Source organism: Actinomadura sp. NBRC 104425 (assembly GCF_030269545.1).
In the GTDB taxonomy this organism is placed as follows: Bacteria; Actinomycetota; Actinomycetes; order Streptosporangiales; family Streptosporangiaceae; genus Spirillospora; species Spirillospora keratinilytica.
The window spans coordinates 1-23,963 of the sequence record NZ_BSTN01000044.1; the positions used below are offsets into that span (position 1 = coordinate 1).

Below are 23,963 nucleotides of genomic sequence, written 5' to 3' on the forward strand. Positions count from 1 at the left end.
GCAGGAAGGCGAGCCATCCGGCGCCGTCCTCGGCCGAGGCCACCTCGACCCCGAGGATCTCGCGGTGCCCGTCGGCGTTGACACCGGTCGCCACCAGCACGTGCACGTTCACGGTGCGGCCGCCCTCACGCACCTTCTGGGTGAGGGCGCCGGCCACACGAACGCATACGGCCCACCTTCCAGGGGCCGGTTGCGGAACGCGGCCACCTGTTCGTCCAGCACCTTCGACATCTCCGACACCTGGCTTTTGCCAGATGCCCTGGATGCCCATCTGCTCCACCAGCCTGTCCACCCGCCGCGTGGACACCCCCAGCAGATACGAGGTGGCGACCACGCTCACCAGGGCCTGCTCGGCCCGGCGGCGGCGCTCCAGCAGCCACTCGGGGAAGTACGACCCGCTGCGCAGCTTCGGGATCGCCAGTTCGACCGTGCCGGCGCGGGTGTCCCAGTCCCGCCGCCGGTAGCCGTTGCGGCGGTTCACCCGCTCCTGGGACCGCTGCCCGTAGCCGGCGCCGCACATCGCGTCGGCCTCCGCGCTCATCAGCGCCTCGGCCATCGTCTTGACCATCGATCGCAGCAGATCGGGCTCACACGCCCCGATCTGCTCGGCAAACCAGCCCGCAGGGTCCACACTGGGGTCATCGGCCATCGCGTCCTCTCCTTCGATCTTGGACTTGGTATCTCGAAGGATCACGCGGTGGCCGTCTCATTTCACGACGCCACGCCCTCTGACCTGCATCAACTCGTACACCACCTCCGTGGACGCAACCAGATGCTCTCCGCATGGCGCCAGCGCGCCAACGCCCTGCGCGCCTACCGGACCCAACTGCAAGCCGAAAGGAATCCGATGACGGTGCTGCCCGTTCTGCTCCGCGGCCACCACCGACGCGTTCAAACGGCCGACACCGAGCCCACCACACTGCGGCTCGCCCGCGCATGCGCACTCCGCCGTACCCGCCGGACGCGTCCGGCGGCCAGGAACTCGGCGGGACTCGTCCCCTCCCTGGTCAGGAAGTTGTGGACTTCGGCCGCTTTGACGTTGCGGGGCGTGTTATCGTCGATGACGATCACTGACCTCAGGGCGCGGCCCAGCACGACCGCACCGGCTAGTCCGGCGGGCCCGCCGCCGACGATGAGCACGTCATAAGTCATACGACGACGTTTTCATTGCAAAGAAGTCGGATCAAAGGTTGTTGCGTAGTTCTGTCGTGCCGTCCGCCGTGTCGTGCCGTCCGCCGTTGACATACGCCGCGAGGTGCTCGCCGGTGAGGGTGGAACGGGCCGCGACGAGGTCGGCGGGAGTGCCCTCGAAGACGATCCGGCCGCCGTCGTGCCCCGCACCCGGGCCGAGGTCGATGATCCAGTCGGCGTGGGCCATGACCGCCAGGTGGTGCTCGATGACGATGACCGACCTGCCGGAGTCGACGAGCCGGTCGAGCATGCCGAGCAGGTGCTCGACGTCGGCGAGGTGGAGGCCGGTGGTCGGCTCGTCGAGCACGTAGACGCCGCCCTCCTCGGCCATGTGGGTCACCAGTTTCAGGCGCTGCCGTTCCCCACCGGAGAGGGTGGGCAGCGGCTGCCCCAGCGTGAGGTAACCGAGCCCGACGTCGACCAGACGTTCGAGGATGGCGGTGACGGCGGGCGTACGCGCCTCGCCGGCGGAGAAGAACGTCTGGGCCTCGGTCACGGACATGGCGAGTACCTCGCTGATGTCGCGGCCGCCGAGCCGGTGTTCGAGCACGGAGCTCTGGAACCTCCTGCCCTCGCACTCCTCGCACGTGACCGCGACGCCCGCCATGATCGCCAGGTCGGTGTAGATGACTCCCGCCCCCTTGCACACGGTGCAGGCGCCCTCGGAGTTCGGGCTGAACAGGCTGGGCTTCACGCCGTTGGCCTTGGCGAACGCCTTGCGGATGGGGTCGAGCATGCCGGTGTAGGTGGCGGGGTTGCTGCGCCGCGACCCCTTGATCGGGCCCTGGTCGATCGAGACCACGCCGTCGCGTCCCGCGACCGAGCCGTCGATCAGCGAGCTCTTGCCCGAGCCGGCCACCCCGGTCACGACGACGAGAACGCCGAGCGGGATGTCGACGTCGACGTTCTTCAGATTGTGCTGGTTCGCTCCCCGCACCTCGAGCACGTCCGACGGCGTGCGCACCTCGTCCTTGAGCGATGTCCGGTCGTCGAGGTGGCGGCCGGTCAGCGTGTCGCCGGCCCGCAGGCCCTCGACCGTCCCCTCGAAGCAGACCGTGCCGCCCGCGGTACCCGCGCCAGGACCGAGGTCGACGACGTGGTCGGCGATCGCGATCACCTCGGGCTTGTGCTCGACGACCAGCACGGTGTTGCTCTTGTCACGCAGTTGCAGCAGGAGCCTGTTCATCCGCTGGATGTCGTGCGGGTGCAGGCCGACCGTGGGCTCGTCGAAGACGTAGGTGACGTCGGTGAGCGGCGACCCCAGGTGGCGGATCATCTTGACGCGCTGCGCCTCGCCGCCCGAGAGCGTTCCCGAGGGGCGGTCGAGGGAGAGGTAGCCCAGCCCGATGCTCACGAACGAGTCGAGCGTGTGCACGAGCGAGGCCAGCAGCGGCGCGACCGACGGCTCGTCCAGACCGCGAACCCACTCCGCGAGGTCGCTGATCTGCATCGCGGAGACCTCCGCGATGTTGAGTCCGTTGATCCTGGACGCCCGGGCCGGCGCGTTGAGCCGGGTGCCACCGCAGTCGGGACACGACACGAAGGTGACCGCTCGCTCCACGAAGGCCCGCACGTTCGGCCGGAGCCCCTCGACGTCCTTGCTGAGCACCGACTTCTGCACCCTCGGGACGAGCCCCTCGTAGGTCGTGGTGAGGTCCCTGACCTTCACCCGGACCGGCTCGTGGTAGAGGAAGTCGTCGAGCTCCTTTCGGGTGTACTCCTTGATCGGCTTCGTGGGGTCGAGGAGCCCGGAGCCGGCGTAGACCTGCCAGTTCCAGCCGCCAACGTGGTAGCCGGGGACGGTGATGGCGCCGTCGTTGAGCGATTTCGCGGCGTCGTAGAGCCGGCCGAGGTCGACGTCGGCGACCGTCCCCATGCCCTCGCAGCGCGGGCACATGCCACCCGCGACGTCGAAGGTGCGCTGTTCCTCGACCTTCCTGCCCTTCTGTTCGACCGTCACCGCGCTCGCGACGCTGATCGGGGGGATGTTGAACGAGTACGCGCGGGGGGAGCTCAGGCGTGGCTCGGCGAGCCGGCTGAACAGGATGCGCAGCATCGCGTTGGCGTCGGTGACGGTGCCGACCGTGGAGCGCGGGTTGTTGCCGATGCGCTCCTGACCGACGATGATCGCTGTGGTGAGCCCCTCGAGCACGTCGACGTCGGGACGCGACAGCGTCGGCATGAAACCCTGCACGAACGCGCTGTAGGTCTCGTTGACCAGCCGCTGTGACTCCGCGGCGATCGTGTCGAACACCAGTGAGCTCTTCCCCGAACCGGACACGCCGGTGAACACCGTCAGTCGACGCTTCGGGATCTCCACCCTGACGTCTTTGAGGTTGTTCTCCCGCGCTCCGAGCACCCGGATGACGTCATGCGGGCCCGCGTCGGTCGGCACGTCGTCCCGGTCGTGTCCGCCGCTCGCAACAGTCATTGCTTTCTCTCCAGAGGTGTTTCACAGGCGTCTGCGGGCCGAGGGGTACGCGGGCTCTCAGCGTGACCGCGATCCGTACTTACGGACCGCGAGCGGCGCGGAGACGACGATGATGCCGACGGACCAGGCGAGCGTCAGGAGGACGTCGTCACCGGCCGGCGTGCCGGTGAACAGCCCGCGCAGCGCGTCGACCGACGTGGTCATCGGGGTGTGGTCGGCGTAGACGCGGAGCCAGTCCGGCATCGACGCGGTGGGCACGAACGCCGACGAGAGGAAACTGAACGGGAACATCCAGATCAGGCCGACCTGCTGGGCGGACTGGGGACCGCTCGCCGACACGCCGATGAGGGCACCGAGCCAGGACAGGGCGAGGCCGAAGAACAGCAGCAGCGCCACACCGCCGACCGCGGGCAGGAACCCGCCGAGGAACCTGAACCCGATGATCATGCCGACGACGACCATGACGAACAGCGACACGACCGTCCGGAGGATTTCCGACAGGGTCCGGCCGACGAGCACGGACGAGCGGCTGATCGGCATCGAGCGGAAGCGATCCATGATCCCGTCCTGCATGTCCATGGCCACGCCCATGGTGGTGCCGGCGACTGAGCCGAACAGCACCATCTGGACGAAGATGCCGGGCAGCAGGTACTGCGTGTAGTCGCCGCCGGGGACCTCCACGGCGCCCCCGAAGACGACGCTGAACAACAGGATGAACATCACGGGCTGTATGAGCCCGAACATGACGAGCTGGGGGCTGCGCAGGATCTGCCGGATGTTCCGCCGTGCCATCTCGGACGCGCCGGTGAGCCACCAGGGAAGTCCCCGCCGGGGGGCCTGGGCGGTGCTGTCCCGGAGGTCAGCAGTCACCGCGACCATTACCTTCCACCTTTCGTCGGGATCCGCGCGCCCTTCGCGGCGCGGGTGCGGTCGTTTGATGCCGGCTCGCCTGAGCGGCCGGTGACCGCGAGGAAGACGTCGTCGAGGGTCGGGCGGCGCAGGGCCACGTCGCTGACCGCGACGCCGGCGTCCTTCAGCGGGTACAGCATGTCGGCGATCGTGTCGCCGTCCGAGACGGGCGCACGGACCCGCATCGCCTCGAGGTCGACGACGGGCTCCACGCCGAGCTTGCCGCGCAGGACCTCCGTGGCCGTGTCGAAGTCGGCGCTGTCGACGAGCGTCACGTCGACCCAGTCCGGCCCCACCTCCGCCTTCAGCTCGTCGGGTGTGCCGTTCTTGATGACCCGGCCGTGGTCGATCACGGAGAGCGAGTCGGCGAGCTGGTCGGCCTCCTCCAGATACTGCGTCGTGAGCAGGATGGTGGTGCCTTCCTCGCGGAGCTCGCGCACCAGGCCCCAGACCTGGATGCGGCTGCGCGGGTCGAGCCCGGTCGTGGGTTCGTCGAGGAAGATCAGCCTGGGTCGCGCCATGAGGCTCGCGGCGAGGTCGAGCCTGCGCCGCATACCGCCCGAGTACGTCTTCACCTGACGGTCGGCCGCACCGTCGAGGTCGAAGCGCTGCAGCAGCTCGTCCGCCCGGGCCGCGGCTGCACGCTTCGAGAGCCCGAACAGTCTGCCGAACATGCGCAGGTTCTCGCGTCCGGTCATCACCCGGTCGACGGCGGCGTCCTGGCCGGTGAGGCCGATGGTCGCGCGGACGCGCCAGGCGTCCTTCTCGACGTCGAACCCGAAGACCTCGGCCCTGCCCGCGTCGGGTTTGAGCAGCGTGCTGAGGATGCGCACGACGGTCGTCTTGCCGGCACCGTTCGGGCCGAGCAGGCCGTGGATGGTGCCCTCGGGCACGGTGAGGTCGAGCTTGTCGAGCGCGGTCACGACACCGCGCCTGCCCTCGAAGCTCTTGGACAGGCCGGACGCCAGGACTGCCGCGGGCATGGGCGGATCCCCCTCTCGTCGAGCCTGCACGGGGGTGAGCGACGCCACTCCCCCGCAACCGGCACCCCCAAGTATAGACCTAAAAAATCAGTTTGAACTTTGGCTGCAATATCCGCGAAAGATCCCGATAAAGTTTAAATCCGTGAGGAAGCTGAGACCGGTCGACCTGGCCCGTGAGCACGGCATCACGCCCCAGGCCGTCCGCAACTACGAACGGGACGGACTCATCCCGCCCGCGCGGCGCACCCCCGCGGGTTACCGCATCTACACCGAGGTGCACGCCGCCGCCCTGCGCGCCTTTCTGGCCCTCGTCCCCGCGCACGGTTACGCCGTCGCCCGGGAGATCATGCGCGCACTCGTCCGCAGGGACCTGGACGCCGCGCTGACGGCGATCGACCGCAGCCACGCCCAGCTCCTTCGCGACCGCGAGACGCTGGACGCGGTCGGCGAGGCCGTCGCGCACCTGACCGCGACGCCGGACGCCGCGTCCACCGTCCACGGGCACCGCACGGCCCTGAGCATCGGACGGCTGGCGGACCGTCTCGGCGTGACCGCCGCGACGCTGCGCAACTGGGAGAAGGCGGGCATCGTGGTCCCCCAGCGCACGGCCTCCGGTCACCGTGTCTACGGCGCGGGTGACGTCCGGGACGCCGAACTCGCGCACCTGCTGCGCCGCGGCGGCTACCGGCTCGAGCAGATCGCGACCGTGGTCGAGCAGATCCGTACCGCCGGCGGGACGCGGGCGCTGTCGGCCACGCTCGAGGACTGGCAGCGACGGCTGACCGCGCGAGGTGTCGCGATGCTCCACGCCTCGGGCCGACTCGCCGCGTATCTGGCGGCCCTCGACGCCGCCCAGCCCGAACCCGCCGGGCGGAACGGGACCGGGAAGGCGTGAGCGGATGTGAGCCCGGGGCGGATACACACCCCGGGCTCACGCCTCCGTACCTCGTATCACCGCATCGCCCTACGGCACCGGCATCGCCCTACTGCATCGCCTCGCGCAGACTCTTCGGCCGCATGTCGGTCCAGTTCTCCTCCACGTACGCCAGGGACTCCGCTCGTCCGGCTGGTCCGAACACCACCCGCCAGCCCTCGGGCACGTCGGCGAAGGTGGGCCACAGCGAGTGCTGCTCCTCGTCGTTGACGACCACGTAGAATTCACCGTTCTCGTCGTCGAACGGGTTCACGGTCACTTCCTCCCTTTCATGATCTCGTTGACGATGCGGCCGATCTCGGCGGCGTTTGCGGGCCACATCATCTCGTTGTGCGCGCATTCGACCTCGAAGCGATGCACGGTTCCGTCGGTGTATTCGCGCCACAGGACGTCCAGTTCCACGTCGAGGTGCCGCCTTTCCCGGGTGGCGAGGTCGAGAAGAGCGCAGATGAACACCATGTCCCCGTGGAACGTGGGGGAGGTGAACCGTGTCATCAGTTCCGTGTGCTCGATGAAGAGGGCGGTGGCGGTCTGCACGAGCGATTCGAACTCGTCCATTCCCGCCAAATGGCCCATGTAATGCGCGAGGTATCTGCGCACGATTCTCTCGTCGGGTGTCTGGAAGTCGGCGAAATAGCTCGACGGGCCCGAGTCCAGGACACCCAGGAGATCGACCTCGCGTCCGCGGCTCTGCAGCTCGCACGCCACCGCCTGGGCGATCGGTCCTCCCAGGGACCACCCGAGGACGTTGTAGGGCCCCTCCGGCTGGACGCGCAGCATCTGGTCGACCCAGTCGTCCACCAGACTCTCGATCGAGGTCGCCCGCGGCTCTCCGGCGAACCCGCGTGCCTGCAGACCGTAGACCGGTCGCGAGGGGTCCAGTTGCTGGGCGAACCCGAGGTAGGCCCACGACAGCCCGCCGCCCGGCGGCACCAGCCACACCGGCGCCCTGTCACCGTCGGCCCGGATCGGCAGCACCACCGAGAAGGGATCGTCGAACTCGACGTCCTCACGGTCGGCCGACAGCCGTTCCGCGATCTTGGCGACGGTCGGGTGCTGGAACAGGGTCCTGACGGGAACCTCGAACCCCAGCTCGGCGCGGATCCGCCAGATGAGCCGAATGACCTGGAGCGAGCTGCCCCCGCAGTCGAAGAAGTCGTCGTCGGTCCCGACCCGGTCCTTGCCCAGCACCTCGGCGAAGAGGACGGCCAGTTCTGCCTCGAGGGCCGTGCGCGGCGAGCCGCGGTGCGCGTCGACGGGGTCCGGATCGGGCAGGTGGGCGGGGTCGACCTTCCCGTCGGTGGTGCGCGGCAGCCGCTCGACGAGCATGATGTCGGCCGGCACCAGGTGGTCCGGCAGCTCCGTCGCCAGGTCCGCCCGCAGCGACGATGGCAGCCGCGACACCTGGCGCGCCACCGCCGGCGCGTTCACCAGCCGCCGTGTGGACGGGCCCGCGGGCCGGTACACACCGTCGTGGCAGTCCGCGCCGCCGGCGGGCAGGATGACCGCCTCGAACCAGTCGGGCGCCTCCGCGGACCAGGTGCAGTAGACCGCGTATCCCCGCTCCTCGCCCCAGGTCACCAGCTCGTGCGGGTCGAGGGGCGCCTCCGGCGGCTCGGTGGGGACACCGTACTCGGCCGCCTCGCTCACCAGCCTGGCGTTCGGGATCCGGACCAGCCGGAGGCGGCCGCCGTGCTCGGCGAGCGCGGTCTCCAGGTCGGCCGGGCTCCGGGCGTCCGAGCCCCAGACCGCCGTGCGCACGTCCGCGAGGTTCAGCGGCTGGCTCGGCCGCTTGTGCAGGACGACCTCGTACCGGTGCCGGGTCAGTTCGTTGTGGTACGCGCCTGGTTTCAGCTGGATGTCCACGGCCGCCACCTCGCGGCGGGCCCGTGCCCACCGCGTGAAGAAGCCGGGGTCGATGACGAGTTCCCTCTCCCCCAGCAGGGCGCGCTCAACCGCCGTCCGTACAACCGACGGGCCGTCGTCCGGATGCTGTGCGCGGTGGACGGCCGTCAGCAACGCCCGCAGCGTGCCGTAGTTCCGGACGTCGCCGACGAGGATCCGGCCTCCCGGCGCGAGCCGCTCCAGGGCGAGGTCGAGCACGCGGGTGAGATAGGCGGCGTCCGGGAAGTACTGCACGACGGAGTTGAGGACGACGGTGTCGAAGAACTCCGCCGGCAGTCCCTCGGCGACGTCGGCGGGCCGGCACCGTAGCGACACCTTCTCTCTCAGGTTCGGGTCCGCGCCGACCTGGGCGGAGAGCCGTTCGATGACCGGCTCCGAGAAGTCGGTGCCCCAGTACTCCTCGGTTTCCGGTGCCAGCGGTCCGAGCAGGAGGCCCGACCCGACCCCGATCTCCAGCACCCGGCGCGGCCTGAGTCCCCGTATCCGCGCCACGATCGAGTCGCGCCACTGCCGCATCTCGGGCAACGGGATGGGTTCGCGCGTGTAGGAGCTGTTCCAGCCGGTGAAGTCGGTGCCGAGCTCGGTGTCGTCTGCGGTCTCGCCGTACATCGAGTCGTAGAGCGCACGCCACTTCTCGACGTGACCGGTCGCGTGCCCGTCCGAGCCCTCCGGCGTCTCCGGGACCACGTAGGCGACGAGGCGCCGCTCCCCGTGCCGGTCCACGCGGGCGACGACGGCCGCCTGCGCCACGCCGTCCCGCCGATGCAGGGCCGCCTCGATCTCACCCGGTTCGACACGGAGACCACGGACGGTCAACCGGTCGTCGACCCGGCCCAGCAGTTCGAGCCGCCCGTCACGGTTCCACCGGGCCAGGTCGCCGGTGCGGTACATCCGGTCACCCGGGCGTCCGAACGGGTCGGGGACGAAGCGCTCGCTCGTCAGGCGTGGCCGGTGCGCGTACCCGTGCGCCACACCGTCGCCGCCCACGTACAGCTCCCCCACCACGCCCGGCGGCACCTGCCGCAGCCGCTCGTCGAGGACGAACAGGCGGGTGCCCTCCATGGGCTCACCGATCGGCAGCGTGTCCTCGTCCCGGTCCGACGAGGGAATCGGGTACCGGGCCGCGAACACGGTGGTCTCCGTCGAACCGTACGCGTGCACGACGGCGGGTGAGCCGTCGCCGTCCCGGAGCCGCCGCACGGGAGCCGGTGACAGGACGTCGCCACCGACCCACACCTCGCACACCTGCGCGAAGCATCGCGGATGGTGCTGCGTGAGCAGGTCGAACAGGTCAGCGGTGAGCCAGAGGCCCGTCACGCCCCGCTCGACGACGAGCGCCGCCAGCCGGGCCGCGTCCACCTTTCCGGGCGGTGCGACCACGACCGTTCCGCCGTGCAGCAGCGGTACCCACACCTCGTACAGCGAGGGGTCGAAGGTCTGGGGGGTGTGGGCCAGGACCCGTCGGTGGGCGTCCCCGTCCCAGCAGGGATCACGCACCAGGTCGAGGACGTTGCGGTGGCTTAGCTCGACACCGTTCGGGACCCCGGTCGGCCCGGAGGTGTACAGCACGTGGGCGACATGCTCCCCGGTGAGATCCTCAACCTCCGGCGGTCGCGTCGGGTAGCCGTCCAGGTCCTCCTCGGCCAGCCGGTCGTCGACCACGACGGCCGGATCGAGGTCAGCGAGCACGAGGTCGATCCGTGCGCGTGGCCACGCGGGGTCGACCGGCACACAGGAGGCGCCCGCCTTCAGCGTTCCCAGGACCGCCGCGACCATGAGCGGTGAGCGCCCCATGCGGAGCACCACCCGGCGGCCGGTGCGGGCGCCGCGCTCACGCAGGTGATGGGCGATCCGGTTGGCCCACCTGTCGAGTTCCCCGTACGTCCAGCTCTCGGCGCCGTCGGCCGCCTCCAGGGCGACGGCGTCCGGACGTTCGGCGGCCACGGTCGCGAAGTGCCCGGGAATCGTCCCGGCGACGCGGTCGGCACCACGGCCGCGGCCCGTCCACCGCTCGAAAGCCGCGAGGTCGTCCCGGGTGAGGATCTCGACCGCGTCGATGGGGGTGTCCGGGGCGGCGACCCACTGCCTCAGCAGGTGCCGCCAGCGATCCACGAGTCGGACGACCGTGTCACGGTCGAACAGCTCCGTCGCGTACTCCACGACGCCCTCGATCCGGGTCATGCCCCCGGCGCCGCTCCGTTCGGTGAGGTTCAGGAACAGGTCGAAGCGGGAGACGCCCATGTCGACCGGCTCGTGGGACACCGTCAGTCCCGGCAGTTCGAAGCTCGGCTGCAGGTTGTTCTGCAGGGCCAGGCACACCTGGAACAGCGGGTGATGCGCGGTCGAGCGGACCGGGTTCAGCTTCTCGACCAGGTGCTCGAACGGGATGTCCTGGTGGTCGTACGCGGCCAGGCTGACCTCACGGACCCGGTCGACCAGCTCGGTCAGGGTGGGGTTCCCGCTCGTGTCGACGCGCGCCACCCAGGTGTTGACGAAGAAGCCGACCAGCCGCCCGAGCGCCTCGTCGGTCCGCCCGGCGATGGGTGAGCCGATCGGTATGTCGTTCCCGGCACCGAGCCTGCTGAGCAGCGCCGCGAACCCCGCCTGGAGCACCATCGAGAGGGTGGCCCCGGTGCGGAGGGCCAGCCGCCGGATGCCGTCGGTCAGTGTCTCGTCGACTGCCACGGGAAGCAGTTCACCGGCGAACGACGCGACGTCCGGCCGGGGGCGGTCCTTCGGTATCTCCAGCGACTCCGGCAGCCCGGCGAGTTGCTCCGTCCAGTAGTCGAGCTGGCGCCGGTACAGGCCGTGGGGTTCATCGTCACGGAGGAGGTCGCGCTGCCACAGTGTGTAGTCGGCGTACTGGACCGGCAGTGGGGTCCATCGTGGGCTGTGTCCGTCGCACCTGGCGGTGTACGCCGCCGTGAGGTCCTCGGCGAGCGGGCCCAGTGACCAGCCGTCCGCCGCGATGTGATGCAGTGGGAAGAGGAGCACCGCGTCGTTCTCGCCGACGTGGAACAGCGCGGCGCGCACCGGTATCTCGTGGGCGAGGTCGAACGGCCGGCGTGCCTCGGCGCGCAGGGTGTCGTGCAGGTCGGCCTCGGTGACCTCATGCTCCAGCCATGGGATCTCCAGCTCGTCCGGGTCGAGGATCCGCTGGTAGGGCGTCCCGTCCACCTCGTCGAAGACGGTTCGCAGTGACTCGTGCCGGACCACGACGTCGCGCACCGCCTGGCGCAGCGCCTCCACGTTCAGCTCTCCGCGCAGCCGCATGGACAGCGGGATGATGTAGGTCGGCGACGGCCCTTCGAACCGGTGGATGAACCACAGACGCTGCTGCGCGAAGGAGACGGGGAGCCGTTCGGGCCGTGGCCGCGGCCGCAGCGGCGGCCGGACCTCCCTCTCGTCCTTGAGATGGGCCACGAGCTCCCCGACGGTCGGTGCCTCGAAGATCGTACGGATGGGAATCTCGACGCCGTGGGCGGCGCGGATCCGGCTCACCACCCGGGTGGCCAGCAGGGAGTGGCCGCCGATGGCGAAGAAGTCGTCGTCCACGCCGACGCGGTCGAGCCCCAGGACACTGGCGAAGATCTCGCAGAGGGACTCCTCCTCGGGCGTGGCCGGGAGCCTCCCACGCCCGGACGCGACGTACTCCGGTGCCGGCAGCGCGGCCCGGTCGAGCTTGCCGTTCGGGGTGAGCGGCACGCTCGCGATCGGCATGATCGTCGACGGCACCATGTACTCGGGCAGGGTCTCGGCGAGGTGCTCGCGCAGCACCGCCGGGAGCGCGGTGATGCCCGCGGCGGCGGCCGGGTCGTTGATCCACGTGCCCGCGCCCGCCACCGGGACGTAGGTACCCGACAGGACCCGGTGCTCCGCGGCGCCCGTAACCACCACCGCCTCGAACTGGTCGACGGCGCTGCCCGACCAGGTCAGCGCGACCCGCCAACCCCGCCGCGCGGCCCATGCCGTCAGCTCGTGCGGGTCCAGCGGCGCGGTCGTCGGCGGCTCGGAGTCCTCCAGCCCCAGCTCGCGCGCCGCCGCCACCTCCGGGGCGACGCGGGCGTTGGGGATGCCGGTGATCCGTGTCGCCGGTGCTCCCGCCACGCGCTCGGCCAGAGCGTCGAGGTCGCCGTCCCATTCCACGCGCGGCACGTCGTCCACCGGACGGGGCCGGTCCGCAGCCCGTCCACCCGGCTTGTGCACGACAACCTCGTACCGGTGCCGGGTCAGTTCGTTGTGGAACGCCCCGTCCTTGAGGCGGACGTCGACACCGGCCGCGCCCACCCGCTCGGCCCAGCGGTGGAACCACTCCGGGTCGACGACCAGCTCCTTCTCCAGCAGCAGGGCCTGCTCCACCGCCACGCGCAGGCGGGCCGCCGGGGCGTCGGCGTTCCTTGCCCGCTGGACGGCCGCCTGGAAGGCGCGAAGGGAGCGGGCCCGGCGGACGTCGCCGACCACGAGGCGCCCACCGGGCTCGAGCTTCTCCCAGACGCCGTCGAGCACCCGCTCCAGGTAGCGCTCGTTCGGGAAGTACTGGACGACGGAGTTGAGCACGACGGTGTCGAAGATCTCCGGTATGCCGTCCAGGTCGTCCGCACGTCGGTACAGCAGCCGCACCCGCTCGTCCCAGCCCATCTCGGCCACCTGCCGGCGCAACCGCTCGATGACCGGCTCGGAGAAGTCGGTCGCCCAGTACACCTCCGTACCGCCCGCGATCCGCGCGAGCAGCAGGCCGGTTCCGACACCCAGCTCCAGCACGCGGCGCGGCGTGAAGCCGAGGATCCGGTCCACCGCGGCGTCCCGCCACGCTCGCATCTCCTCGACCGGGATGGGCTCGCCGGTGTAACTCGACACCCAGAGGTTGAAGTCCTCGCCGAAGTCGCGGTCGGTGACCTCGAGGTATCCCTGGTCGTAGACCTCCTGCCACTGCCGGACCTGTTCGTCGGCGGCGACGACGCTCTCCACCTCGGCCGGATCGGGCAGGACGTACGCCACCAGCCGCAGGTCGCCGGCGGTGTCCCGGCGGGTGAGGGCGATGGCCTGGCGCACCGTGGGGTGACGGTTCAGCGCGTACTCGACCTCGCCGAGCTCGACGCGGAAGCCGCGCACCTTCACCTGCCCGTCGGCGCGGCCGAGGAAGCAGATGTTGCCGTCGGGGAAGAAGCTCGCCCGGTCGCCCGTGCGGTAGATGCGCCCGCCGGGGGATCCGCCGAACGGGTCGGCGACGAAGCGTTCCGCCGTGAGGTCGGGACGGTTCACGTACTCCAGCGCGGTGACCTGCCCACCGATGTAGAGGTCGCCCTCGACGCCGACCGGGCACGGCTGGAGTTTCTCGTCCAGCACGTAGTAGCGGGCGTTGTCGATGGGACGTCCGTAGGGGATGCTGCGCCACTGCGGGTCGATCGCGCCGATCCGGAAGAAGTTCGACCACACCGTGGCCTCCGTCGCGCCGCCGAGACTCACGATCTCGGCACGCGGGAAGACCGCGCGGACCTGGTCCGGCAGGGTCAGCGGGGTGTAGTCGCCGGACAGGAAGACGAGGCGCAGGTCCTTCACGCCCGGGTGGTCCGCGACCTGCGGCAGCAGCGGGGCCAGCTGGTTCAGCGTGCCCGGTACCGAGTCCCAGAACGTGATCGGCTCCGTCAGCAGGATGTCGAGCAGCAGTTCCGGGTCGCGCTGCTGCACGGCGTCCGCGATGTAGACGCTGCCGCCGGCCCCGAGCAGGCCGAAGATGTCGAACACGGAGAGGTCGAAGTCAAGCTGGGTGACGCACAGGCCCACGTCGTCGGGACCGAACGCGAAGGTCCGGTAGCACCAGTTCAGCAGGTTGTGGACCGGACGGTGCGTCACGGTGACGCCCTTGGGCTTTCCGGTGCTGCCCGAGGTGAAGATGATGTAGGCCGTGTCGTCGGCGCTCGCCACGGGATCGGGGTTGGTCTCGCCGTCCATGGAGAGGGTCATGCCGGCGCTGCCGACGTCGATGAGCTCCACGCCTGCCGGGGGTGTCCACCGGTTGGTGTCCTCGGTGGTCAGCACCAGCGTCACCGACGCGTCGGCCAGCATCCCGGCGACCCGGTCGGACGGCAGTGACGCGCCGACGGGCAGGTACGCTCCCCCGGCCTTGAGCACGCCGAGGACGGCCGCGACCATGAGCGGGCCGCGCCGGACGGCCACGCCCACCACCGTCCCCGGCCGCACGCCGCGGCGCCTGAGGTTCCAGGCGATCCGGTTCGCCTGCCGGTTCAGTTCGCGGTAGGTCATGGTGCCGCCGGCCCAGCGGACCGCGACCGCGTCGGGCCGCTCCGCGGCCTGTCGTTCGAACGGCAGGTGGATCGGCCCCGGGCAGGGGAACTCGCGGTCGGTGTCGTTCCAGGTGTAGAGGACCTTCTCGCGCTCACCGGGGTCGGTCAGCCGCCGTTCCGGGGTGGCCCGCATGGGGGGGACGTCGAGGGCGGCCACCTCGAGGGCGGGGTCCTCGACCACCTGCTCCAGCACCCGCAGGTACCGTGCGGCGATCGCCTCCGCGCTCGCGCGGCCGAACAGGTCGGTGGCGTACTCGAGGTCGACGGTCACCGACCTGCCCGAGGGATGCGGCATCAGGTTGAAGAACAGGTCGAACTTCGCCCTGCCGGTGGTGACCGGCTCCATCGAGGCCGTGACGCCGGGCAGGTCGAGCTCCTGGCGGACGCTGTTCTGCCAGGCGAAGGTGACCTGGAACAGCGGATGGTGCGCGATCGAGCGTTCCGGACGGAGCAGCTCCACCAGTCGCTCGAAGGGCAGGTCCTGGTGGTCGTAGGCGGTGAGGGCCTTCCTGCGGACCTGCTCCAGCACCTGTGAGAAGGAGTCGGTCGGATCCAGCCGGACCCGCAGCACCCAGGTGTTGGCGAAGAAGCCCACGAGGTCTTCGAGGACTTCCTCGGTCCGTCCGGCGATCGGCGAGCCGAGCGTGATGTCGTGGTCGCCGCCGAGCCGGTGCAACATGACGACGAGCGCCGCCTGGAACACCATCGGTACGGTCACGTTGCTCGACTGCGCGAGCCGCTCGGCCCCGTCCAGCAGCGCTTCGGAGATCTCGAACTCGTGGTTGGCGCCGCGGTAGCTCGCCCGGGCGGGACGTGGCCGGTCGGTGGGCAACGTGATCGGCCGGGACACCCCGTCCAGCTCCTGCCGCCAGTAGCGCAGTTGGGTCGCGAAGACGCTGTTCGGGTTGTCCTCGTCGCCGAGCAGCTCGCGTTGCCAGAGCGCGTAGTCGGCGTACTGCACCGGCAGGTCGTCCCAGGCCGGGGCCGTCCCGGCCACCCGGGCCCGGTAGGCGACCGACAGGTCCCGGGTGAACGGGCCGAGCGAGCCGCCGTCGCTCGCGATGTGGTGCATCACCACCACGAGCAGGGCGACGTCGTCCTCCGGGCGCAACAGGCACGCCCGGATCGGCAGCTCGGTGGACAGGTCGAAGCCCTCGCGGGCCGCGGCGGTGACGATGTCGTCGACCTGGTCCGCGGGCACCCATCCCCAGTCGGTCCACGGCGGGCTCAGGTCGGCCGGCGCCACGACCCGCTGCCGCGGCTGCCCGTCGGCCTCGTCGTAGACGGTACGCAGGATGTCGTGGCGGGACAGGACGTCCAGGAACGCGGCACGCAGCGCGTCCGGGTCGATCCGCCCACGCATCCGGATCAGGATCGGGACGTTGTACGTCGCGGTCCGGCCTTCGAACCGGTTGATGAACCACATGCGCTGTTGCGCGAACGAGAGGGGCGCCATTCTCCTGCTAACTTTCGGTCATCCTGCGAAGGGGCTTCCGGACAGAGGTGGACAGCTCGTTCCACCGCCGGGCCAGCTCGGCGACGGTCGGTGCGGCGAAGATGGTGCGGATGGGGATCTCGACGCCCAGCTCGGACCGCACCCGCGCGGCGAGCCTGGTGGCCAGCAGCGAGTGCCCGCCGAGGGCGGCGAAGTCGTCGTCGACGCCGACGCGTTCCACCCCGAGGATCTCGGCGAAGATCCTGCACAGCGCGGCCTCCCTAGGAGTTTCGGGCGGGCGGTATCGCGCGCCGCTCGTCTCGGGGCGGGGAAGTCGCGAACGGTCGAGTTTCCCGTTGACCGTCAACGGAACGGCGGGCAGGGCGACCACCGCCGACGGGACCATGTAGTCGGGGAGCCGCTCCCGCACGAACTGCTGGAGCTCCCGGGCCGGCGGGAGGTCGGCGCCGCCCGCGGCGACGACGTACGCGACGAGGCGCCTGTCGCCGGGCTGGTCCTCGCGTACCGTGACGACGGCCTCGCGGACGGCCTCGTGCAGCGTCAGCGCGTGCTCGACCTCGCCGGGCTCGATCCGGAAACCCCGGAGTTTGATCTGGAAGTCGGCGCGACCGAGGAACTCGATCTCCCCGTTTCGTGACCAGCGGGCCAGGTCGCCGGTGCGGTACATCCGGGTGCCCGGCGGACCGAACGGGTTGGCCGTGAACCGGGTAGCCGTCATCCCCGGTTGCCGGTGGTAGCCGCGGGCGAGGCCGTCTCCCGCGATCCACAGCTCGCCGCCGGTGCCGGGCGGAACGGGCCGGAGGGCCGGGTCGAGGATCAGGACCCGGGTGTTGGCGATGGGTGTCCCGATCGACGGTGGTGTGCCGGCCTGGACGTCCGCGAGGGTCGACCAGATGGTCGTCTCGGTGGGTCCGTACAGGTTGGTCACCTGCGCGGCGTGCGCGCACAGCAGGCCGGCGAGTGGCGCGGGCAGGGCCTCGCCGCCGGTCAGGACGCGCAGACCGGCCAGGCGCCGCACGTCGTGCGTCGCGAGCATCTGCCACAGCGCCGGGGTCGCCTGCATGACGGTGACGCCGGCCCGGTCGATGAGGTCGAGCAGGGCCCGCGGGTCGGTGACCTGGTCGCGGTCGGCGAGGACCACGCGCGCGCCCGTCACGAGCGGCAGGAACACCTCCAGCGCCGCGATGTCGAAGGCCACGGTGGTGACGGCGGCGAAGCGGTCGGACGCCGAGAGGCGGAGGGTTCGCCGCATGCTCTCCAGGAAGTTGGCCAGGGCGCCGTGACCGATGACCACACCCTTGGGAACGCCGGTCGAGCCCGAGGTGTAGATGGTGTAGGCGGCCTGGTCGGGGGTGGTGGCGACCGCGGGGTGGTGTGCGGGGTAGCGCGTCAGGTCGGTCTCCGCCAGCCGGGCCTCGTCCAGTACCAGGGAGGCCGCGCAGTCGTCGATCACGGAACGGACCCGCGCGGGTGGATGGTCCGGGTCCACGGGCACGTAGCAGCCGCCGGCCTTCAGGACCGCCAGCAGCGCCGTGACCAGGTCCGCCGAGCGGGGCAGCAGGACGACGACCCGGCGTTCGGCACCGATCCCCTCCCGGATCAGCCAGTGCGCCATACGGTTGGCGCGCTCGTTCAGCTCGGCGTAGGTGAGGCGCTGTTCCCCCGCCTCCAAGGCCACCGCGTCCGGTGTCGCCGCCGCCTGCCGGGCGAACCACTCGGGCACGCTTCCGGGCGGCACCTCGAGCGCGGTGTCGTTCCAGTCGTGGACGACCAGCCGCCGCTCGGCCTCGGACAGCACATCGATCGCGGCCATGGGGGTCCGCGGGTCGGCCGCGAACCGCCGCAGCACCCGGGCGAGCCGATCCGCGATCTCCTGCGCCGTGCCGGGATCCACCGCGTCCGGGTGGTACTGGAGGATCAGGCTCAGCATCGGATCGGCCGCGGCGAGCACGGTCAGCGGGTAGTGCGTCGGCGCGAACGGCCGGATTCCGGTGACGGTCAGCTCGGCCGACGCACCGGCCCGGGACAGCGCCGCCCGGTCCACCGGGAACGACTCGAAGATCACCATGGTGTCGAAGAGCGCGCCGAGCCCCGTTGACCGCTGGATGTCACCGAGCCCGACGTGATAGTGGTCCAGCATCCTGGCCTGGGCGCCCTGCAACGCATGGCAGAGGTTCTCGAGGGTGGTGGCGGGATCGCATCGCGCCCGGACGGGCACGGTGTTGGTGAACATGCCGATGACGTCGTGAACGCCCGGCAGTTCGGGCGGACGGACAGTGACCGAGCTGCCGAACAGGACGTCGGAGCTCCCGGTGAGGTGGGCGAGCACGACCGCCCACGCGCCCTGCACCAGGATGTTCGGCGTGATGCCGCACGCCGCCGCCTGACGCACCACGCGGGACGCTTCCTCGCGCGTGAGCCGGACGTCGACCTGCCCGACCTCGGCGGCCGAGTCCCCCTGGGTGGCCCCGTCCCCCTCGGTGGCCCTGTCTCCCTCTTCGGCGCGGGCGGCACCCGGGGCCAGGAGCGTGGGCTGCGTGACGCCGGACAGCTCCTCGGCCCAGGCGTCGATCGCCCTGCCGGTGTCCTGCCGCGTCTGCCGGCGAAGGAACTCGCGGTAGCCGTGCACGACCGGTTCGAGGTCGTCGGCCCCGCCCGCGTACAGGCGCATCAGCTCCTGCTCGATGAGCGGTAGCGACCAGCCGTCGAACAGCATGTGGTGCGCGGTCAGCGCGAGTTCGGCCTGTGCCGGGCCGAGGGTGACGAGGGTGAACCGAAGCAGCGGGACGGTGTCGGGGCGGAACTGGTCCTCCCGTTCCTCGGCCAGGATCCGTGCGAGGCGTTCCTCGGCGTCCGACCGGTCGGTGAGGTCGATGTGCCTCAGGGGCACCTCGACACCGTCCACGACCACCTGGACCGGTTCGCCGGTGGACTTCGTCACGAACGCCACCCGCAGGTTGGGATGCCGGTCGAGGAGGGTCTGGGCCGCGGCCCGCAGACGCGCCGCGTCCACCGGTCCCCTGATCCGGAACACGAACTGGGTCTGGTAGGACGTGGAGGCGCTGCCTCCGAGCATGCTGTGGTAGAGCAGCCCGTGCTGGAGCGGCGTCAGGGGCCACACGTCGTCGACACGACCGAAACGGCTCTCCCACTCGTCCAGATCCCGCTGGGACACCTCCACCAGGGACACGTCGGACGGGGTCAGCCCGCTCGTGCCGCCGGTCGCCCGTGCGTGCAGTCCACGCAGCGCCGCCTGCCAGGTGTCGGCGAGCCGACGCACCTCCTCGGCGGACAGCACCCCGGTGGCGAACGTGAACAGCGCCCGCAACCGTTCGCCGCTCCCGGTGGCCCCGACGAGGACGTTCAGTTCGAGCGCGGACATCAGTGGCATGTCCGGATCCGAGGACGCGGCGAGTTCGTCGAACTCGGGCGCGGGCGTCCACGGCGCCTCGTGGTCGCCCCGGGCACGGTCGGAGGAGAACCGGCCGAGGTAGTTGAATCCCACCTCGTCGGCCGGGTGGTTCCGCAGGACCGCCGCGGTCTCCTCGTTGACGTACCGCAGCAGCGTGTAACCGATGCCCTGGTCGGGCAGGGCGCGCCTGCGTTCCTTGATCCGCCTGAGCGCGTCCGCCGCGGCCGGGCCGCCGTTGAGCGCGTCGGCGACGTCGATCCCGGAGAGGTCGAAGCGGACCGGGTGCACCGTGGTGAACCAGCCGACCGTCCGCGTCAGGTCGACGCCCGGGACGAGTTCCTCCTGGCGTCCGTGCCCCTCCAGCCGCACGACCGTCCCGCCGTCGGACGCGCCGCCCCGGCGGCCGGCCAGTGCCAGGACGAGGGCGGTGAGCAGCACGTCGTCGACCCCGCAGCGGAAGGCCGCCGGAACCGTCGTGAGCAGTGCCCGGCTCAGGCCCTCGGGAACCTCGACCCGCAGCGTCTCGGCCGTGCTCGTCAGGTCGACCTCCGGATCGAGGGCCCGGGCACCCACCGGTTCAGGGGGCGGTTCGAGCATCCCGCGCCAGAGCTCCAGCTCGGCCACGCGCTCGGGCCGTACCGCTTCGGCCGCCAGATGGTTGAGCCAGGCCCGCAGCGACGTCCCGACGGGCGACAGCTCCGGCGCGTGTCCCCGGCGGATCCGCTCCGCGGCCTCGGCGAGGTCGGTGACGAGGATGCGCCACGACACCCCGTCCACGACGAGGTGGTGGGCGGCGATGAGCAGTCTCCCGGGTCCGCCGGTGGCCGGTTCGAACCAGACGAAGCCGAGCATCCGTCCGGCCGAGGCGCTGATCTGCCCGACCACGCTCGCGGTCTCCTCCTCCAGCAGCGCCCGCCGCGAGGACGCACCCGCGCCCTCGGGGCACGGCACCCGCCGGATGAGTGTGTCCGCCTTCACCGTCCCCGGCGCCTGGACCAGCAGCCCGCCGTCGGTCGGCCGGGACCGCAGCATGTCGTGCCGGTCCAGGACCGCCTGCACGGCCGCGGTGAGCAGGTCGAACGTCATGTCTCCCGGCACGGTCAGCACCAGCCACTGGGCCAGCCGGTCCAGGCCCGGTCCACGCTCGGTGAACAGCCGCGCCATGGGCGGCAGCGGAACCGGACCGTCGCCCTCGCCACCGGACGGTGCGACGGGGGCCGGGACGTCCGTGCGCGTGGCCACGGCCGCCAACGCGGCGACGGTGCGGCACTCGAAGACATCCCGCGCGGTGAGGCGAAGCCCCTCGGCCCGGGCCAGCGCCACCACGCGCATCGCCAGGATGCTGTCGCCGCCCATGGTGAAGAAGTCGTCGTCCAGACCGACGCGGTCGGTTCCCACCACCTCGGCGAAGGCGGCCGCCAGGATCCGCTCCTCGGGGGTCCTCGGCACTCGATGGGCGCGCCGCCTGACCCGCGGTTCGGGCAGTGCAGCGCGGTCCAGCTCGCCGTCCGGTGAGAGCGGCAGCCTGTCCAGCACGACGAAGGCGGCGGGCACCAGGTGCTCGGGCAGCGTGGCGGCGGCGAAGCGCCGCAGCTCGACCGGGTCCAGGCCGGCGCTGAAGTCCACGTCCTCGCCGGCGGCGCCCAGCCGCCCGGCGGTGACGGGCACGACGTAGGCGATCAGTTGCGGGGGGTGGTCGGGGTCGTCGGCCCGCGCGACGACGGCGGCCTGCGCCACCCCCTCGTGGCCGGTGAGGACGGCCTCGACCTCGAACGGGTCGACCTGAAGGCCGCGTATCCGCACCCGCCGGTCCGCGCGTCCCGCGTACTCCAGTTCCCCGTCGTCGTTCCAGCGGGCCAGGTCGCCCGTGCGGTACATGCGTTCCCCGGCGGGGCCGAACGGGCAGGCGACGAAGCGTTCCGCGGTGACGGCCGAGCGGTTCAGGTAGCCACGGGCCAAGCCCGCGCCCGCGACGTACACCTCGCCGACCACGCCCCTCGGTGCCAGGTGGAGGCGACCGTCCAGCACGTACACGCGGGTGTTGTCGACCGGCCGTCCGATCGGCACGACCGGCGTCCCCGGCCGGTGCTCCCCCGAGGTGACGTCCAGCGCCGAGGTGACGTCCAGCGCCGTCTCGGCCGGACCGTAGAGGTGGTGTACCCGGACGCCGGACAGCTCGTGGAAGCGTGCCGCCAGGTCGGGTGGGAGCGCCGGGCCGCCGCACATGACGCGGCGCAGGCCCTTGCAGTCGGTGACGGCGGCCTCATCCCGGACGAGCTCGGCGAGCACGGAGGGGACCGTGTGCACGGTGGTGGCGCCGGTCCGCCGCACCGCCGCGGCCAGGGAGACCGCGTCCCGGTGGACGTCCTGCGTCGACATGACGACCGTGGCACCGGAGATCAGGGGCCAGAGGATCTCCCACACCCAGGCGTTGAGGGACGCCGGGGCCGTGTGCAGGACCCGGTCGGTCTCGTCCAGCCCGTACCGCCGCTGCATGGACAGCAACCCGTTCGCGAGCGCGGTGTGCGAGATGACGACGCCGGGTGCCTCCCCAGGCGCCCCGGGCCCGTAGCGCACGTACACGCCGTTCTCACCGGAACACCTCGCGACCGGCGTCACCTCGGTGTCCTGCGGCCCATCCGCGGGCTCGATGACGCTCGCCTCCCACCGCGGCTGGGTCCCGTCGAACGGTGTGACGGCCAGTCCGTCGACCCCGGCGACCGTGAGGAGCAACGTCGGACGCGCGTCGGCCAGCATCGCCTCCATCCGGTCCGCCGGGCAGTCCGGGTCGATGGGAAGGATCGCGGCACCGGCCTTGAGGACCGCGGTCACCGCGACCACCAGTTCGATCGAACGCGGGACGGACACCGCCACGACGCGTTCCGGCCCCGCACCGCGTTCGACGAGCCTGCGGGCGACGCGCCCGGCCCTCGCGGCCAGGCCCCCGTAGGTCAGCACGGTGTCCCCGTGGGCGACGGCGACCGCCCGTGGAGCGGCGGCCGCCCGCTCGTCGAGCAGAGCGGGCACCGTCACACCGTGCAGTTCGGCGACGGGACCGGTGGAGCGGTCGAGGAGTGCGGCATGTTCGTCCGGGGTGAGGACGCTGACGTCCTGGACGCGCCTGCGGGGGTCGGCGAGCGCGGCGCGGAGGAAGGCCACGAACTTCTCGCCGAGCCCGGCGATGTCCTCGTGGGTGTACAGCCTCTCGGGTGCGTCGAAGCGGACGAAGAGGTCGCTGTCCGCGCGACCGTCCGTGTAGGTGGTGATTCTGACCTCGTCGGGGATGCCGAGCGTCCCGCCCGCGAACGTGCCGACGGCGCCCGCGAGGTCGAGTTCCCTGAGGAACGGGACGACGTTGACGACGGGCCCGAACGGGCTGCGGGCGTCGCCCGCGTGCCCGGCCGCGCGCTTGATCAGGGAGACGTTGTGCTCGGCGTGTTCCAGCACCCGCAGGCGCGCCAGGGCGACCGTCTCCGCGAGTTCGACGAAGTCGGTCGACGGTGGCACCTCCACCGCCAGGGGCAGGGTGTTGGAGAACAGGCCCAACGCCTGTCTGATCCTGCCGCTGCGGTAGTTGACGGTGAAGGCCAGCATCGGCTCGGGCAGGTCGCACAGGCGGTGCAGGAAGGCGAACGCGGCCGCGGTGATCAGGTCCGCGACGCTGGTCCCGGCCGACGCGGCGGCCGCCCGCCACCCGGCGACCTCGCTCGCCGCGACACTGCCGGTATGGGTGACCACGCCCAACGGTGTGTTCAGGCTGTCCCAGAACCCGGCGTCCTCCGTGCGGGACGTGACGTCCGCGCGAATACCCGTCGGCAGACGGGCAGCCGTCCCCCCGGCCGCGAGATGGTTCCGCCAGAACTCCTCCGCCTCGGCGAACTGTTCGGACGACCGGTACGCCGCCTCCCGCTCACCGGCGACCTCGGAAGGAGTGCCCGGCCGTTCCGGCACCGGGGAACCGGTACGCAGGGCGCGGTAGATCTCCGCGATGCGCTGGGAGAGCAGGGTGAAGACACCGAACGCGTCGATCAGGATGTGGTGGAAGATCAGACAGAGAAGGTGATGGTTCTCCCCCAGCCGGACCGATCCGATCCGAAACAGCGCGTCCGTACCGAGGTCGAACGGGCGGCGGACCTGCTCGGTGAGGAACTCGCGGGCGGCGTGCGCGGGATCGGCCGCATTGCTCACATCCACGCGGAAGGGCTCCCACGCGTCCGGCTCCCGGGTGACGAGTCGCAGTTCGTCACCGTCCCGCCGGAAGTTCACCAGGAGCGCGCCCGCCTCCCCCACGGCCATTTTCACCGCGTCTTCGAGAAGGAGCAGATCCAGCTCACCCTGTACCGACCAAATGGTCGTGGTGGTGTTGGGGATCTCGGGTGAAAGATTCTGTTCCAGCCACATTGCCTCCTGCGCCGACGAAGCGCCGCCAGACCCCAT

At 71.2% G+C, this 23,963-nt stretch carries 8 protein-coding genes and 1 pseudogene; 1 reads left to right on the top strand and 8 read right to left on the bottom strand.

The window, feature by feature from the left end:
• The 5 genes and pseudogenes from QSK22_RS32165 to QSK22_RS32185 all read right to left on the bottom strand — a co-directional run.
• Positions 1-649, bottom strand: a pseudogene (locus QSK22_RS32165) (IS256 family transposase); the annotation flags it as partial.
• 242 nt (positions 650-891) lie between these two features.
• Positions 892-1,152 (bottom strand): FAD-dependent monooxygenase, encoded by a 261-nt coding sequence (locus QSK22_RS32170; protein ID WP_352231512.1) that lies wholly within the window; start codon positions 1,150-1,152, stop codon positions 892-894.
• A 31-nt stretch (positions 1,153-1,183) separates the two neighbouring features.
• A complete protein-coding gene (locus QSK22_RS32175) occupies positions 1,184-3,622 on the bottom strand; it encodes an ATP-binding cassette domain-containing protein (RefSeq protein ID WP_285498255.1) in 2,439 nt (812 codons plus the stop codon).
• Between the two features lie 57 nt (positions 3,623-3,679).
• A complete protein-coding gene (locus QSK22_RS32180; protein WP_285498256.1) occupies positions 3,680-4,492 on the bottom strand; it encodes an ABC transporter permease in 813 nt (270 codons plus the stop codon).
• Between the two features lie 8 nt (positions 4,493-4,500).
• Positions 4,501-5,454, bottom strand: a complete 954-nt coding sequence (locus QSK22_RS32185) for an ATP-binding cassette domain-containing protein (RefSeq protein ID WP_285498257.1) — start codon at positions 5,452-5,454, stop codon at positions 4,501-4,503.
• A gap of 211 nt (positions 5,455-5,665) precedes the next feature.
• Between QSK22_RS32185 and QSK22_RS32190 the strand changes: the two genes are divergently transcribed.
• On the top strand, positions 5,666-6,409 hold the full coding sequence (locus QSK22_RS32190) for a MerR family transcriptional regulator (protein WP_285498267.1): 744 nt from the start codon (positions 5,666-5,668) through the stop codon (positions 6,407-6,409).
• Between the two features lie 88 nt (positions 6,410-6,497).
• On the opposite strand, the gene QSK22_RS32195 is transcribed toward QSK22_RS32190, so the two are convergent.
• Genes QSK22_RS32195 through QSK22_RS32205 form a run of 3 tightly spaced genes read right to left on the bottom strand, consistent with a single transcriptional unit; the run spans position 6,498 to position 23,963 of the window.
• A complete protein-coding gene (locus tag QSK22_RS32195) occupies positions 6,498-6,707 on the bottom strand; it encodes an MbtH family protein (RefSeq protein ID WP_285498258.1) in 210 nt (69 codons plus the stop codon).
• Positions 6,704-16,114, bottom strand: a complete 9,411-nt coding sequence (locus QSK22_RS32200) for a non-ribosomal peptide synthetase (protein WP_285498259.1) — start codon at positions 16,112-16,114, stop codon at positions 6,704-6,706. Before QSK22_RS32200 ends, QSK22_RS32195 begins: the two co-directional genes overlap by 4 nt.
• A 7-nt stretch (positions 16,115-16,121) precedes the next feature.
• The gene (locus QSK22_RS32205) at positions 16,122-23,963 is read right to left on the bottom strand and encodes a non-ribosomal peptide synthetase (RefSeq protein ID WP_285498260.1); all 7,842 of its coding nucleotides are present in this window, start codon (positions 23,961-23,963) and stop codon (positions 16,122-16,124) included.